Below are 15,901 nucleotides of genomic sequence, written 5' to 3'. Positions count from 1 at the left end.
CCTCCCGATGCCCAGCCTGATCACGCAGGTGAAGAGCAAGCTCTTCATCCACTCGTCGCGCAAGTCGCTGCACGCGCTCGACGGCGCATACGCGTCGCTCATGCACGGCCGCAGCCTCGACTTCGAAGACCTGCGCAAGTACGAGTACGGCGATCAGGTGCGCGACATCGACTGGCGCGCGACCGCCCGCCAGGGCACCCCGCTCGTGAAGCGGCACCGCGCCCAGCGCATGCACACCATCATGTTCGCGGTCGACACCGGCCGGTCGATGGGAGCGCTCGCGCACGACGAGAAGTCGAAGAAGGACCTCGCGATCCTCGCCGCCGGCGTGCTCGGCGTGCTGGCGCTGCGCCACGGCGACGACTTCACCGTCGTGTACGGCGACGCCGAACGCGTGCGGCGTCGGGCTCCGGGTCGCAGCGAGGGCGCACTCGAGCATGCACTGCGCACGATCGACGCCGCCATCGACTCGAGCCACGCGCCCAGCGACCGCGACGCCCTGCTGTCGTTCATCACCCGCACGATCTCGCGTCGGATGATCGTCGTGATCATCACCGACGAGGCGCCCATCACGGAGAACACCGAGCGGATGCTCCGCCGGCTGCGCGTGCAGCATGACGTGCTGTGGCTCACGGTGCGCGATGCCGAGGTCGTGCTCGACCATGCGACGAACGCGATCCGCTCCGACGTCGACACCATGTGGGACGTGCCGGACTTCGTGCAGGGCGACGTGGAGATCGTGCGCGAGCTCTCGGCGCAGACCGCAGCGGATGCGGAGCATCTCGTCGAGACGCTCAAGCGCATGGAGATCAGCCACACGGTGCTCGAAGGCCAGGACGACGCGGTGTCGCAGCTGCTGCAGCTGCTGAACCGGAGGTCTCATGCCCGGCTCTGACGAACTGTATCCCCCGTTCCAGTACTCGGGGTGGTGGATGCTGCTCGCATTCGGCATCCTGGCCCTTCTCGTGCTGGGCGCCTGGCTCGTGACGTTCCTCACCAGGCCGCGCCGTGGGCTCACCGAGCTCGACGTGAACAAGCCCGGACCGCAGGTGCTCACGATGGATGTGCTGTCGCAGCTGCGGATGGAGTACCTCGAGCGCATCCAGCGCATCGAAGACGACTACCGGGCGCGCACTCTGTCGGCCCGTCACGCGAACTTCGAGCTGAGCAAGGTGGTCCGCACGTTCGTGAACGAGTACAGCGGTCTCGAGGCGCCCGTGCTCGCCCTCGACGATCTCGTCGCGCGCGGAGTGCACCCGGCGCTGATCGACGCGATCAGCCGGCACTTCTACCCGAGCATCTTCCGCCCTGGTCCCGCGATCGACCCGACTGCCGGCGCCGAAGCCGCCCGGACGGTGGTGCGCACATGGCACTAGCGAACTGGTGGATGATCCTCGTCGCCCTCGGCGTCGTGATCGTCGCGGTCGGGGTCGGCCTCTTCCTCGGACTCCGATCCCACGCACGCACAGCGGCCGGAGAGCGGGCTCGCATCGCGCGCGCCGAGCGGCTTCGGGCGCTGCCGACGTTCCGCTCCGCGCTGCGCCGACGCGTGCTGGGACTCACCGGCATCCTCGCCCTCGGAGCCGTCGCCGCGCTCAGCGCCGGCGTGGTGGCCGCACGGCCGATGTCGTCGCAGACGATCCAGCCCGTGAACACGAGCCGCGACATCATGCTCTGCCTCGACGTGTCCGGGTCGATGAGCGAGGTCGACGTCGAGGTGCTGAGCGTGTTCGAGGAGCTGCTCGAGGGCTTCAAGGGCGAGCGCATCGGCCTGACGATCTTCAACAGCTCGCCCGTGCAGGTCTTCCCCCTCACCGACGACTACGAGTTCGTCCGCGAGCACCTGCAGAGCGTGCGGGAGAGCTTCGACTACGTCGATGAGATCCCCGAGCACTGGGTGGGCACCCTCAACGGCGACGGCGCCTCGCTCATCGGCGACGGACTCGCCGCATGCGCCCTCGCGTTCGATCACCCCGACGACGACCGTTCTCGTTCGGTGATCCTCGCGACAGACAACGAGGTGAACGGCGCCTCGATCGTCACCGTCGAGGAGGCCGCGGCCTATGCGAAGGCCAGCGGCGTGCGCGTGTTCGCGATCAACCCCGTGCAGGGCAAGGATGCCGCGATCAGCGACGAGCTCACGAAGGCGGCCGAGAGCACCGGAGGGCAGGCATACGGCCTTCGCGACACGACGACGGTCGGCGACATCGTCACCGCCGTGCAGGAGCAGGATGCCACCGAGCTCAAGGGTCAGGCGCAGGTGGTCTGGACGGACACGCCGAACCTCTGGATCGTCGTGCTGATGATCGCCTCGCTCGCGTTCGTCATCGTCGTCTGGAGGGTGAAGCTGTGATCTTCCAGCCCGTCCTCAACGTCTTCCTCCTGCTGCTGCTCTTCGCGCCCGTGGTGGCGGTCGCCGTGGTCGTCATGACGCGCCCCTCGGCCGGCTCAGGGAACGGCAGAAGAGGAGCACCGCTGTGGCTGTGGGCCATGCGCCTGGTGATGATCCTCGCCTGCTTCGTGATGCTGCTGCGCCCAGGCATCCCCGGGGGCGCCACGCAGACCCTCGCGACCGACACCGACATCGTGCTCGTCGTCGACACCACTGCGAGCATCGTCGCGGAGGACTGGGATGGCGACAAACCCCGCCTCGACGGCGTTCGCGCCGACATCCAGGCCATCGTCGACGAGTATCCGGGCGCGCGCTTCGCGCTCATCACGTTCGACGCCGCCGCCGACCTGCGGCTGCCGTTGACCACCGACACCACGGCGCTGGTCTCGTCGCTCGATGTGCTGCGCCCCGAGGTGACCAGCCAGTCGCGCGGCAGCTCGGTCGGCATCGCCGCGCAGATGCTCAGCGACACCCTCTCTAACGCGGCCGAGTCGTCGCCCGACCGCTCACGCATGGTGTTCTACTTCGGCGACGGCGAGCAGACCGACGGCAGCACGCCCGAGTCGTTCGCCGGCAGCGCCGAGCTGACCGATGCGGGAGGCGTGTTCGGCTACGGCACGGAGGAGGGCGGTGCGATGAAGCTCACGACCGGCGGCCTCGACGGCTCCGACGGCGGGTACATCCAGTACCAGGGCGCGAACGCGAAGTCGGTCATCGACGAGAAGAACCTGAACACGATCGCCGAGCAGCTCGGCGTGAAGTATCAGCACAGGACGGCGGATGCCGAGCTCACCCTGCCGGAGGCGCCCTCGACCACGACGAGCTACTCGAAGTCCGGCGAGATCGGCAACGTGACCGAGCTGTACTGGATCGCTGCCCTCGTCGTGATCCTGCTGCTCGCGGTGGAGCTCGCGAGGGCCACGATGCTCGTCGCGCGCCTGCGGCTGCTGAAGGCGCCGGCGGCAGGGGGCGTTTCATCCCGTCGCTCCTCTCCTCGCTCGAAGACCGAGGAAACCCGGCCGTTGAGCGAGCGCGGCACTGAGCAGGCGGAGCAAGTCGAAGTGCCCGCACGCGTGCATCCTTCGTCGACGGAACCCTCCGGAGGTGAGTCATGACAACGGTCTCGACAGAGCCGAGCGCGCAGAGCGCGAGCGCCGACGCCTCGGCCGCGGCATCCGCTCTTCTCGCCTCCAACCGCAAGCGGCGACGCATCCGTCGCTGGATCGCGATCGGGACGCTCCCGCTGACCCTCGCAGCGCTCCTGTTCGTCGGCAAGCTGCTGAGCATGTACGCGTTCGCACATCAGGCCATCAGCGCCTATGTCGTCGACGACTACGCGGGTTCAGAGGCGTCGGCCCACGGCCAGGAGTTTCTGAACTGGTTCGAGCCGTTCAAGGCGCCGTTCAACATCGGCACGGCCCTGGCCGGCGCAGAGAAGCTCCCCGAGGCGCGCGCCGAGCTCGAGAAGGCGCTCGAGCTGGCACACGGCCTCGAGGTGTGCACCGTGCGCATCAACCTGGCTCTCGTGATCGAGCGGCAGGGGGATGCGGCCGTGGCCGACGGAGACGGCGCAGCGGGCGCCGAGTTCTACGGTGAGGCGCTGACGATCACGAGCGAGACGCCCGAGGAGTGCAACAGCGAAGACGCGCAGAAGCAGTCCTCCGACCCCGACCGCGACATGCAGCAGACCAAGGAAGACACCGAGGACCGCCTGAAGCAGAAGCAGCAGGAGCAGGAACAGCAGCAGCAGCCCGAAGAGGAGAAGCCCGAAGAGCAGCCCGAGCCGCAGCCCTCGGAGGAGAAGCTCGACGAGCTCAAGGAGAAGCTCGAACAGGGCCAGCAGGAGCGCGACCAGCGGCAGGACGGCGAAGACGGCGGCGGCACCGGAACGGACAAGCCATGGTGATGGATCGGGAGAAGCAGCGCCAGCGCTACATCGCCGGCACCGAGGGGGCCCCGCCTGTACCTCCGCCTGGCGGGTATCGCGGAGCGAAACGCCAGCAGTCGGCGTACGTCTCGCCCGCTCCGGCGCCCGCGACCGCGGGGTACACCGCCGGAGAGACCGCGGCGGCGGCGATCGAGAAGAAGCCGTCATCGGTGTTCAGCCGAATCGTGCTCGCCGTCGCCGGCCTGTTCGCGGGGATCCTGCTGATCGTGATGATCGCAGGCGGCACCGACCTCCTCTACGGCGTGACGATGTTCGCGCTCCAGCTCGTGGTGGTGGGGCTCGTGGTCGCCGCGCTCGTCACCTCTCGAGGGCGGATGCTGGGCAGCATCGCACTTGTCATCACCCTGCTGTTCAACGTCGCCACTGTGGGCGGCCTGAGCGCGCTGCGCACGTCGGCGGCCGGCACCTACGACGGCATGAAGAGCGACGAGCAGAAGCACGAAGAGGCGTACCCCGGCATCAAGGACATCGATCCGCAGGAGGCGCTCGACCAGCAGTCGGTCGAGGAGGTCCGGGCGGCGGCAGCCGATCTGTTCGCCGATGTCCGCGATCAGGTGACGGCCCAGTTCGGGTACCAGTGGGTGCAGGTCGGCGACGAGGATCTGCGTCCGGAGCGCAACGCCTACGGGGGCGAGTCGATGCTGTACGAGTTCGCGACCGAGGGCTGGGCGACGACCGAGCCGATCCACGACTACGCCACCAAGGTGGCCATCATGGACCTGATCGACCAGATCGTCGTGGATCACGGCATGTACGGCCTGTACGCCTTCAACGACCCGTCGGAGTCGAGCATCGACCCGTCGGTGATGACGAAGCTGTACGGCAGCGACGACCCGCACACCCAGCACACCTGGGAGTCGTACACCGAGAACTACCCCGACCCGATGCGCTTCTACGCCGACATCTACGACCTGGCGAACGGCGACGACAGCTTCCGCAGTACCCGCGATGCGCAGAACGCCCGCACCGGCGAGCCGCTCGAGGGACTCCAGCTGGTCGTGATCGCGAGCGCGGTGCTGCAGGAGGCCGACCGCGAGGCGTTCGAGAAGAAGCTCGAGGAGTATCCGGGGTTCTACTGAGCGGCCACGGAGCCCCTGCGAAGACTGAATGTCGACGACAGACATTCCATCGGACATGCAGGAGGAGACGGGCCGCTTTTCCCCGCAACATCAACGATCTGCGGTCGAGACAGGAGCGGACAGAACGACAGTTCCCGGCTTTGTCAGGGTGCATGAATGTCCTACGCTGTCATACGCTCGACCGCACCTGGCGGGCTCCGCAGACGAAAGAACACCGATGAGCACCCTCGCCCTCCTCTCGATGGATGCCGGACAGACCGGCACCAAGGTGCGACTGCATTGGGCCGACGGCTCGAGTCGCGACGACCTGCTGCCCGGCGTGCTGACCGACCGTCCGCTCGCGCCGCAGCTCGCCGACATCGCCGAGCGGGTCTCGCACGTGGCCGGCGCCGTTCCGTCCACCCTCGCGATCGGCGTCACGGGCGTCACCGACGTCCGCGCCGAGGCCGATGCGCTTCTCGACCGTCCTGCGCTCGCAGAGGTGCGCCGTGTGATCGTCGCGCACGACTCGATCACGTCGTTCCTCGGCGTGCTGGGCGATCAGCAGGGGGCCGTGGTCGCCGTCGGCACCGGCGTCGTCACCCTCGGAGTGGGACCTCGCTCGGCCGTGCGCGTCGACGGCTGGGGCAACATCATGGGCGACGCGGGGAGCGGCTACTGGATCGGCCGCGAGGCGCTGGATGCCGTGATGCGCGCCTACGACGGACGCGGCGAGCAGACCGCGCTCACCCCGCTGGTCCGCGAGCGCTGGCCCGACCTCGAGGGGGCGTACACCTCTCTTCAGGCCGACCCCGACCGTGTGCGGCTGGTGGCTTCGTTCGCAGCTCCCACCTCTGCTCTCGCAGCCGACGGCGACCCTGTGGCCCGGCGCATCTGCGAGGCGGCCGCCGCCGAGCTCGCGCTGTCGGTGACTTCCGCCCTGCAGACGACCTCGGCCGCAGCCGACGCCCCCGTCGGCGCGATCGGCGGGGTCCTGCGTTCCGACCTCATCCGCAGCGCCTTCGAGACGTCGGTGCGTGCTGCGCGTACCGCGGTGCGCTTCATCCCCCCGGTCGGCACCGGACTCGACGGAGTCGACGCGCTCGTCGAGCTCGCCGCCGACCATCCACTGAGAGGGCGGCTCGCCGAGCTCGTCCGCGCCGAGAAGGAGGTGACGGCATGACCGCCGTCTTCTGGGAGATCGACAACACGCCGCGCGACTACGCCTGGGGCGAGATCGACGGAGTAGCCCACGTGCGCGGCACCGCCGAGACCGGCCTGCGTGAGGCCGAACTGTGGCTGGGCGCCCATCCCGCCGCACCGAGTCGCATCCTCGGCGACGCGCCGTGGCAGACGCTCGACCAGTGGGAGCGGGCGACCGGCATCCGCCTGCCGTTCCTGCTGAAGATCCTCTGCGCGGCCGAGCCGCTCTCGCTGCAGGCGCACCCGAGCACGGCACAGGCGCAGGAGGGCTTCGCGCGCGAGAACGAGCTCGGCATCCCCGTCGACGCCCCGAACCGCAACTACCGCGACCCGAACTCGAAGCCCGAGATGATCGTGGCGCTGAACGACGGATTCGAAGCGCTCTGCGGCTTCCGCCCCATCGCCGAGGTGCAGGCCGACCTCGACGCGCTCGCGGTGGTGGTGGGCGAGGAGCACGCATCGGCCCTGCAGACCTGGAGCAGCCTGCTGGCGGATGCCGACGGCATCCGTCACGCCTTCCTGTGGCTGCTGTCGGGTGACGAGCGGATCGCTCCGCTGGTCGCCGCCGCGACCGAGGCCGGCGCGGCCGACGACCGCTTCGCTGTGCTGCGGCCGATCGCACAGGCCCACCCCGGCGACCCCGGCATCCTCGGCGCGCTCATGCTGCAGCACCTCACGCTGCGTGCGGGCGAGGCGCTGTGGCTGCCTGCCGGCAACATCCACGCCTATCTCCGCGGTTCGGGGGTCGAACTGATGGGACCGAGCGACAACGTGCTCCGCGGCGGGCTCACGCCCAAGCACATCGACACGGCAGAGCTCGGGCGCGTGCTCGATGCGCGCGAGGGCGGCGATCCGCACCTCGTGCCCGTGCCTGCGGGCGACGGCATCCGCGTCTTCCGTCCAGGGGGTGCCGATGACGAACCCGGCTTCGTGCTCTACGAGTGCACCACCGGCGGCGAGATCGACCTGACCGGCGCCGCCATCGCACTGTGCACCGAGGGCGGGTTCACGCTGTCGTCGGATGCCGACAGCATCGACATGCCGCGCGGGCGCGCTGCTCTCATCGCCCGCGCGGCGAACGTGCGCGTCGAGGGCGAGGGGCGGCTCTTCGTCGCCGCCGGGGCCTGAGCCCGCCGACGGACACAGGAGCATCATGACCCACGACACGACCATCCGGATGCTGCGCCGAGACGGCGTCGGCCTGATCATCGACACCGACACCCGCACCGGTCTTCCTGCGGTGCTGCACTGGGGCGCCGACCTCGGTCCGGGGCTGCCGTCGGCCGCTGAGCTGACGCTGATCACGTCGCGCCAGAGCGAGCCCGGCACGCTCGACGCGGCCTGGCAGGTGCCGCTGGTCCCGCAGGAGAGCGACGGATGGGCGGGCACGCCCGGCCTGCTCGTCACGCGCGACGGGCTGCCGGTCTTCCCGCGGTGGAGCGCCGTCGACGTCCGGCAGGACGACGCGGCGCTCGAGGTCGATGCGAACGACGCAGCATCCGCACTGTCGCTGCGCTCGCGCATCGAGATCGGCGCCGGCGGTCTCGTGCTGGTCTCGCACGGGCTGCGCAACGATGGAGACGGCGTGGTCGAGGTGTCGAGACTGGATGCCATCCTGCCCGTGCCGAAGCGCGCGGCGACGCTCACGACGTTCGGCGGTCGCTGGACGGGCGAGAAGCAGCCCACCACGTACGACATGCCTCCCGGCCCCACCCTCCGCGGTTCGCGCCGAGGCCGTGGAGGACACGACGCACCCTGGGCGACGCTCGCGAGCGTCGAGGCGCCGCGCAATCGCAGCGGTGAGATCTGGGCGGTGCACCTGGGCTGGAGCGCCGACCTCGAGCACCGGGTCGACCGGATGACCGAGCACGCCACGATGCTGGGCGCGGGCGAGCTGCTGCGCCCCGCGGAGATGCGCCTGCAGCGCGGTGAGACCTACCGCACCCCCACGGCGTACTTCGCGTGGTCGGATGCCGGCCTCGACGGCGTCTCGGCGCGATTCCACACCTGGATGCGCGCGCGGCCGGCCCACCCGTCGACCGAGCGCCCGCTTGTGCTGAACACGTGGGAGGCCGTGTACTTCGACCACTCCCCTGCCAAGCTCGCCCGTCTCGCGCGCCGGGCGGCGGAGGTGGGAGTCGAGCGCTTCGTGCTCGACGACGGCTGGTTCCCCGCCCGCCACAACGACACAGCGGGTCTCGGCGACTGGGTCGTCGACCACGAGTCCTGGCCTGATGGGCTCGAGCCGCTCGCCGAGCTCGTGCACGAGCTCGGCATGGAGTTCGGGCTGTGGTTCGAGCCCGAGATGATCAACCTCGACTCGGACCTCGCGCGGCAGCATCCGGACTGGATCCTCGGCAACCCGGCATCCGTCCCGAGCCCTGCCGGCCTGTCCTGGCGCACACAGTACGTGCTCGATCTCGCCAACCCCGACGCGTTCGAGCACGTGCGCTCGCAGATGAGCGCGCTCGTGACGGCCCTGAAGATCGACTTCATCAAGTGGGACCACAACCGCGATCTGGTCGAGGCCGTGCACGAGGGCCGCCCCGCGACCCACCTGCAGACCGAGGCCGCCTACCGGCTGATGGCCCGCATCAAGCACGACCACCCGGGTATCGAGATCGAGTCGTGCTCGTCGGGAGGAGCACGCTCCGACCTGGGCGTGCTCGCCTACACCGACCGCGTCTGGGCGTCGGACTCGAACGATGCGATCGAGCGGCACGACATCCAGCGCTGGACCGAGCTGCTCCTGCCGCCCGAACTGATCGGTGCGCACGTCGGGCCCTCGCCGGCGCACTCCTCCGGACGCACGATCGACCTGTCGTACCGGATCATCACGTCGCTGCAGGGATCGGCCGGGTTCGAATGGAACCTGCTGGGGTGCAGCGAAGACGAGCTCGAGCAGGTGCAGGCGTTCGCCCGCGCATACAAGCGCCTGCGCCCCGTGCTGCACACCGGCTCTGTGGTGCACGCCGACCTGTTCGACCCGGCGCTGCGTGCGCGCGGGGTGGTATCGGCCGATCGGGCCGAGGCGGTGTGGACCTTCTCGACCGTCGCGGCTCCGCGTGAGGCGCTCGCCGAGCGCGTGCGGCTCGAAGGACTCGACCCGGAACGCCGCTATCGCGTCGAGGTGCTCGACGAGGTCGGCAAGGCGGAGTGGGGCTGGATCACGCCCGGGTGGCTGGATGCTCGCACCGTCGAGATCTCCGGGCGCCTGCTCGCCGAGGTCGGACTGCAGATGCCGACCCTGTGGCCGGGGCAGGCGATCCTGGTGCACCTGACCGCGGTCTGATCAGGCGTTCGGCGGCACCGCGGTTCCGGCTCCCCGCAGCCGGGCCGCGGGTGCCGTCGCTCGCGCCGGGGCTCCCGCCGTGGCGAGTTCGCGATCGGCGCCCTCCGGGACGAACCCGTTGTCGCGGATCATCGCCAGGTCGTCTAGGGCCGCCTGACCCTGAGCGGTGAGATAGTCGCCCAGGAAGATCGAGTTCGCGATGTGCAGGGCGAGACCCTGCAGGCTGCGCAGGTGCACCTCTCTTCCGCCGGCGAGGCGGACTTCGGATGCCGGGCACGCGAATCGCACGAGGGCGACGATGCGCAGGCACTGCGCGGGCGTGAGGTGCCACCGGCCCTGCATCGGCGTGCCGTCGAACGGGACCAGGAAGTTGATCGGGATCGAGTCGGACTCGAGCGCCCGCAGCGCGAACACCGCCTCGACGATCTGCTCCGGGCTCTCGCCCATGCCGACGATGAGTCCGCTGCACGGCGAGAGGCCGGCATCCTTCGCCCTGCCGATCGTGGTCACGCGGTCGGCGTACGTGTGCGTCTGCACGATCTGCTCGTGGAACGACTCCGCCGTGTTGATGTTGTGGTTGTAGGCGTCGACGCCCGCTCCGCGCAGCCTCTCGGCCTGCCCGTCCGTGAGCAGACCGAGGCAGGCGCACACCTCGACCGCTGGATGGCGGTCCTTCAATGCGACCGCGATGTCGGAGACCCGATCGATGTCGCGGTCCATCGGGCCCCGGCCGCTGGCGACCAGGCAGACCCGGGCAGCGCCCCCGCCGATCCCCGCCTCGGCCTGCCGCACGGCCTCGTCGGGCGCAAGCCACGAATACTTGAGAATCTGCGCGGCTGACCCGAGCGCCTGCGAGCAGTAGTGGCAGTTCTCGGGACAGAGGCCCGACTTGAGGTTGACGAGATAGTTGAGCTTCACCCGGTTGCCGAAGTGCGCTCGCCTGATCCGCCCCGCCGCCATGACCAGGTCGAGCAACTCGTGATCGGGCGTGCAGAGGATGCTGCGCGCATCGCGCTCGGTGAGCCTCTCGCCCTCGAGAACCCGATCCGCAAGGGCCGCGAAATCGGTCACGCGGCGTCGCTCTCGTTCCGCATGCGCGTGCGCGTCGCGTCCGTGAGTCGCCACCACGACGGCAGCAGGATGCTGAGCACGACGATCTTCAGGGCGTCGCCGATGAGAAAGGGCAGCACGCCGAGGACGATGGCGTCGCCGATGGGGATGTGCAGCGACAACGCGAGCCACGGCACTCCGCAGACATAGAGCGCGAGGGTGCCGAGCACCGCGAGACCGACCGCCGGGCCGACGCGTCGGTCGGCCTGACGCCGGGCGAGCTGCCCGACGACCAAGGCCGCGATCACGTAGCCGACGATGTATCCGAAGGTCGGCAGCAGCACGCCCGACTGCCCGTGCGAGAAGACCGGGGCGCCCAGCGCGCCGATCAGCAGGTAGAGGCCAGCGCTGAGCGTGCCGCGCAGCGGACCAAGCGCGGCACCGCTCGCCATGACCGTCAGCGTGGCGAGGGTGATCGGCACCGGAGTGAACGGCAGCGGGATGACCAGCTGCGCCGAGACTGCTATGAGTGCGGTGGCCGCCACCACGAGCACGGCGTCTCGGGCGAGCGAACGCCGGCCCATATCGGCGAGGTACGGGCTCGTGGGGTGTGCGGTCGTCGTCATTCTCTGCCTCCTGAACAGTGTTCATCTGAACACCGTTCAGGAGAGTAGCACGTTTGCGGGAAGCCTCTCAGGAGAAGTCAGGTGGCGGCGGCTGCATGCGAGACGGAAGACCGGCCGCCAGCACCTTCCAAATCCGCTCATACGTCCTCGGCGAGAGATCTTCGCCGGGAAAGAACTCGTTCAGAAGGCCCTCGGCCGCATCGGCGTCGTCGATGCCGATGACGGACAGGAGGATGGCGACGTCGTCGATGTCTCGGAGCCCGCGGCGTTCGACTGCGCGGCGCTTCATCGCCAGCAGCATCGAAGGAGATGCCGCCTGCACGACGATCCCGTCCTCGTCGTAAAGAGTGACCCACTCCGGACTGCGCCCCATGCCATCCGGAAGGAAGATCTTGGCCTTGTCGTTCACCCAATCCGCTGGCCACCCCCGTTCGCGGGCGAGTCGAGCTGCAATGACTTCGACATCCTCCACCGGCGTGATCGAACCGTCCACATCGACGGTCGCCGGCCTGTCGCCATCGAGCGTGAGGGCGATGGCAGCGCCGCCGACGATCTGGATCGTCGCCGTGGCGCCTGCGTCGCGAAGCCGCACAATGATCTGTCGGATGCCGTCGATGATGTCGGCGCGGGTGAGAGTGCTCGGCGTGTTCCCTCTTAGGAAGACGAGCGCGTCACACGCTCGCGAGTTCGCCGCACTCGATCACCACACCGCGGCGGAGGAACTCGGGCGGCACCTCGGCAGGATCGGCCGACACCGGGAGAGGCCGGGCGCCCCGCTGGGGCTCCCACCGCGAGTCGGGGGCGCCTGCGCGTTCGAGCGCCCAGGAAGGGACGGGGGCGGACACCTCACGCAGGCGCAACTCGACGACTGCGGCGATGGCATCGAGCCACCGAGATGCGTAGTCGGTCGGCGCCTCGGCCGCGAGGAGAACCCGGGTCACGGGATCGACCGAGGCGAGGTCGTCGGCGAGCTGGATGAATCGCCGATAGGCCAATGGATGCTCGCCCCGCTCTTCCGCCCCCGCGATCTGATCCGCCGCCCGCGCTGCCGAGGTCCGGCCGCGCGTGGCGACCGGTATGAACTCGATGCCGACGGCGAACGCGATCCGATCCACTGTCGACGTCGTCGGGTCGCGGTGGCCGTTCTCGATCGCGCTGAGGTTGCCCGCACCGACACCGGCGCGGGCAGCGATGCTTCGCAGACTCTCGCCCGAGTGCCGTCGCGCTCGTCGCAGCGAATCGGAGATGCCCATCATCCACCTTCCCGTGTTCTCTAATACGATAACGCTCGATTGTCCCGGAAAGCACGGACCAGACTGCACGCGGGCGGCATGTCGACCGTCGACACGCCGCCCGCGTGACAGATGGTCCGAGATCTCCGGGCCCCGACCGGGCCGTGCGGTCACTGCGCGCTGATGGCCTCCAGCACGTGATGTCCCTCGTTGAGGTACACGTTGATGCCGCGCACCTGGCCGAGCAGCGCCTGGCACTGCGGGCTCAGCGTCGTCAGGTCGATCGCCGCGATGCCCGGCGTGCCAGTCCAGCCGGCCAGCGCGGTCTCGCACCAGGTCCAATCAGGGCCGAGCTGCAGAGCCGCCTTGGTGTCGAAGCCCGTCGTCGACGAGACGTCCAGCAACAGCCTGGTGCGACCGCTCAGATCGAGCCCACCTGTCCAGCTCACCCAGTTGCCGCCCTCGTCAGGATCGACCACGAGGGCGCCGTCGGCAGCGGAGACCGTGCCGCCGTTGGTCTCCCATGAGGCGATGGCCCATCCCTGCGCCCCGGTCTCGAAGTCGGAGATCACGGTGCCCTCGTGCGCCGTGCGATACACGTCGGCGCGCAGCAGCCAGCGGGCGATCTCGGCGCGGTCGACGCGGCCGTTGACGCCGAACTTCACGCCGGAGGCTCCGTCGACGATCCCTTCCTCTGCAGCCCACGACACCGCGGCCCGCGATGCGACTGGAACATCCTTGAACGTGTGCGCGACTGTCGGCGCGGGCGAACCCGCCACCCGCCAGAGCGCCTCGGTGATCGCCAGACGGCGCGACGAGAGCGGGCCTTCGACGGACGCATCGTAGGCTGCGAAGACCGCGGTCGCATCGGCATCCTTCAACGACCTGCTCGGGTGGAATCGCCCGGCGTCGCCGAGGTCGATGACCTCGTCGTGCAGCCACCGGATCGCGGCGGCATCCGGGTGGTCGTTCGGGACGTCGGAATAGAGGGGCGCGCCCGGCACGGCGCGAATCGAGTCGATCACGAGAGAGCCGGATGCCGCAGCACCCTCCACCGCGTTGACGTAGACGTTGAACTGCGTGACCTTCGCGAGCATCTCGGGCGTGAGCCGCTTGTCGGCGTTCGCGGTGTCCCACGGCGCGGGACGCCAGTCGGTGAACGGGATCGACAGCTGCGTCGGGTCGTCACCGGCAAGCGACGGGTAGGCCTCGAAGGCGATGCCGCCCGCGGCGATCTGCAGCACGAGCTTGTTGTTCGAGGCATCCGGGTCGAGCCACAGCTCGAGCGCGCCGAGATCCGACCAATCGTCGGTCACCTGCTTGCCGATTCCGGTGTACGACTGCGTCGCGAACGAGTAGTCGAGACGCAGTGCGCCGGTGCCGTCGCCCACGCTCTGCGTCTCGAGGCTGATCGTGTTGGCGCCGTACTGCACGAACTCGCTGCGCAGCGCCGCGTCGTCGCCGTATCCGTCGAAGTCGTCGACCACGCCGTGCGCGAGCACGGGGCGCGGGCCGGCGATGATCGTCGACGCCTGCGTGGCGACCTCCTGACCGTCCGACAGCACGTGCACCGTGAGAGCCCTCGTGGAGTTGTCGAGCAGCTCGGCCGGGAGCGCGAGCTCACCGGTCCACCACAGCGACCCGTCAGCCGGTGACTTCAGCTCGAGGGAGATGTCGGTGCCGTCGACCGTCACGGTCACCTGATCGGCGTCGAGCCCGCGCACCGATGCACGGACGGTCGCGGGGCTCGCGGCGACGCGCGCGCCGCTGGCCGGGCTGGCCAGGTGCACAGTCGGCGCCTCGGCGACAGCCGTCGTCTCGATGCCGGACTCGCCCTCGACGTCGGCTGCGAACGAGGTGAACGGGTCGTCGTGGAACGCCTGGAAGTCGGGCAGCATCTCGCCGGAGGCCGGCGTGTACGGGGTCGTGTCGCCGCCGAAGTTCGCCCAGGTCAGCATGTACGCCGACCGCGACGCCTCGGGATCGGCCTTGATCGCGTCGAGCACGTCGGTGTACCAGTGCGGGTTCGCGTTCGCACCGTCGGGCTGCACGCCGTTGGTGATGCCGAACTCGGTGAAGGCACTGATCTTGCCCTTCTGGTCGGCAAGGTCCGCGATCATGCCCAGGTCGTCGACGAGGCCGGTCAGGAAGGCGGGCGAGGCCGAGGCGTCGTAGGTGTCGTAGCCGAGCACGTCGATGAAATCGTCACCCGGATAGGTGCGCAGATAGAGGTCCTGATCCCCGCCGAAACCGCCGCCGGGCGAGAAGGCGTAGAGCAGGTTGTGCACGCCCTTCACGTCGCGCAGGTACTCGACCGTGTATCGGTACAGCTCGGCGTACTCGCCTGGCGACCCGAAGGCCGCGCCCCACCAGAACCACGATCCGGCGTTCTCATGCCACGGACGGAATACGACCGGGATCGGGGTGCCGTCGGCATCCACCGCATTGTCGGCCGCGAGCGCGATCAGGTCGAGATAAGCGGTGAGCTCGGCGTTCTTCGGACCACCGGGGAGGGCGGCGCGCAGCGCGTCGCCCGAGGTGTCGTAGAAGTCGCCGCCCGTCGCGAAGTTCTCGACGTGCGCCGACAGCGTCGAGATCGCGCCGAGGTCGTGGGCCTCGCGGATCGAGTGCGCGAGCGTGAGCGCGTTCTGCTCGCGCGTCGCCTCGGCCACGCCCGGCCGCTCGCGCCCCTCGATGATGAGGGTGTCGAAGCCGAACACCGCCGGATAGTCGCCGGTCGCGGCCTTCACGTCGCTCGAGACGCCGTCGCGGGTGTCGAAGCTCTCGCCATAGTCGGTCGCGTGCTGCTGACCGAACAGCACGTTCTCGCCGCGCACGCCCTGCAGGTACGCGAACAGGCTGCGGGTCTCGGGCGTCGCCTGATCGTCGACCAGATCGACGGGTGCAGCGGTCTCGTCGGCAGCGGATGCCTGATGCACGGATGCCGGAGCGACCAGCGCCCCGAGCAAGACGGCCGCGCCGAGCGCGGCGACGGAGCGGGTACGGCGATGTCTCATCGGATCTCCTTTGATCGGTGTGATGCGGGGTGTGGGCCCTTCGACAAGCTCAGGGACCCACCGGAACAGGGCCCAGGGACCCA

The 15,901-nt window shown here is 69.4% G+C and carries 14 protein-coding genes; 9 read left to right on the top strand and 5 right to left on the bottom strand.

The window, feature by feature from the left end; genetic code table 11:
- The first annotated feature begins 7 nt into the window (after positions 1–7).
- The 9 genes from RS84_RS05075 (at position 8) to RS84_RS05035 (ending at position 9,893) form a co-directional block, all read left to right on the top strand.
- Positions 8–895 (top strand): DUF58 domain-containing protein, encoded by an 888-nt coding sequence (locus RS84_RS05075; protein WP_045256699.1) that lies wholly within the window; start codon positions 8–10, stop codon positions 893–895.
- Positions 882–1,376 carry a hypothetical protein gene (locus tag RS84_RS05070; RefSeq protein WP_045256698.1) on the top strand — a complete coding sequence of 165 codons (495 nt, stop codon included), beginning with the start codon at positions 882–884 and terminating at the stop codon, positions 1,374–1,376. The genes RS84_RS05075 and RS84_RS05070 overlap by 14 nt, the downstream gene beginning before the upstream one ends.
- Entirely contained in the window at positions 1,367–2,353 is a 987-nt protein-coding gene (locus RS84_RS05065) for a vWA domain-containing protein (protein ID WP_235281388.1), read from the top strand. Before RS84_RS05070 ends, RS84_RS05065 begins: the two co-directional genes overlap by 10 nt.
- Entirely contained in the window at positions 2,350–3,507 is a 1,158-nt protein-coding gene (locus RS84_RS05060; RefSeq protein WP_082062054.1) for a VWA domain-containing protein, read from the top strand. The genes RS84_RS05065 and RS84_RS05060 overlap by 4 nt, the downstream gene beginning before the upstream one ends.
- On the top strand, positions 3,504–4,298 hold the full coding sequence (locus tag RS84_RS05055) for a hypothetical protein (protein WP_045256696.1): 795 nt from the start codon (positions 3,504–3,506) through the stop codon (positions 4,296–4,298). The genes RS84_RS05060 and RS84_RS05055 overlap by 4 nt, the downstream gene beginning before the upstream one ends.
- The gene (locus RS84_RS05050; protein WP_045256695.1) at positions 4,292–5,419 is read left to right on the top strand and encodes a hypothetical protein; all 1,128 of its coding nucleotides are present in this window, start codon (positions 4,292–4,294) and stop codon (positions 5,417–5,419) included. Before RS84_RS05055 ends, RS84_RS05050 begins: the two co-directional genes overlap by 7 nt.
- A gap of 217 nt (positions 5,420–5,636) precedes the next feature.
- Positions 5,637–6,581 (top strand): BadF/BadG/BcrA/BcrD ATPase family protein, encoded by a 945-nt coding sequence (locus RS84_RS05045; protein ID WP_045256694.1) that lies wholly within the window; start codon positions 5,637–5,639, stop codon positions 6,579–6,581.
- Positions 6,578–7,729: a mannose-6-phosphate isomerase, class I gene (gene manA / locus RS84_RS05040; protein ID WP_045256693.1), complete on the top strand. Its 1,152-nt coding sequence runs from the start codon at positions 6,578–6,580 to the stop codon at positions 7,727–7,729. The genes RS84_RS05045 and manA overlap by 4 nt, the downstream gene beginning before the upstream one ends.
- A 25-nt stretch (positions 7,730–7,754) precedes the next feature.
- Positions 7,755–9,893, top strand: coding sequence for an alpha-galactosidase (locus RS84_RS05035; RefSeq protein ID WP_045256692.1), 2,139 nt, complete (start codon positions 7,755–7,757; stop codon positions 9,891–9,893).
- Here RS84_RS05035 and bioB read toward each other — a convergent pair whose 3' ends face one another.
- The 5 genes from bioB to RS84_RS05010 form a co-directional block, all read right to left on the bottom strand.
- Positions 9,894–10,964: a biotin synthase BioB gene (bioB, locus tag RS84_RS05030; RefSeq protein WP_045256691.1), complete on the bottom strand. Its 1,071-nt coding sequence runs from the start codon at positions 10,962–10,964 to the stop codon at positions 9,894–9,896. It abuts the gene before it with no gap.
- Positions 10,961–11,569 (bottom strand): biotin transporter BioY, encoded by a 609-nt coding sequence (locus tag RS84_RS05025; RefSeq protein ID WP_045256690.1) that lies wholly within the window; start codon positions 11,567–11,569, stop codon positions 10,961–10,963. Before RS84_RS05025 ends, bioB begins: the two co-directional genes overlap by 4 nt.
- 67 nt (positions 11,570–11,636) lie before the next feature.
- Positions 11,637–12,161: a hypothetical protein gene (locus RS84_RS18605; RefSeq protein ID WP_052676224.1), complete on the bottom strand. Its 525-nt coding sequence runs from the start codon at positions 12,159–12,161 to the stop codon at positions 11,637–11,639.
- Positions 12,162–12,240: 79 nt separating this feature from the next.
- Entirely contained in the window at positions 12,241–12,822 is a 582-nt protein-coding gene (locus RS84_RS05015) for a helix-turn-helix domain-containing protein (RefSeq protein WP_045256689.1), read from the bottom strand.
- A 149-nt stretch (positions 12,823–12,971) separates the two neighbouring features.
- Positions 12,972–15,818, bottom strand: a complete 2,847-nt coding sequence (locus RS84_RS05010; protein WP_052676223.1) for a glycosyl hydrolase — start codon at positions 15,816–15,818, stop codon at positions 12,972–12,974.
- Positions 15,819–15,901: the final 83 nt, after the last annotated feature.

The organism is Microbacterium hydrocarbonoxydans, assembly GCF_000956475.1.
Lineage (GTDB): Bacteria > Actinomycetota > Actinomycetes > Actinomycetales > Microbacteriaceae > Microbacterium > Microbacterium hydrocarbonoxydans_A.
The sequence above is the reverse complement of the archived record's forward strand: the minus strand, read 5'-3'. Positions and strand labels throughout refer to the sequence as shown.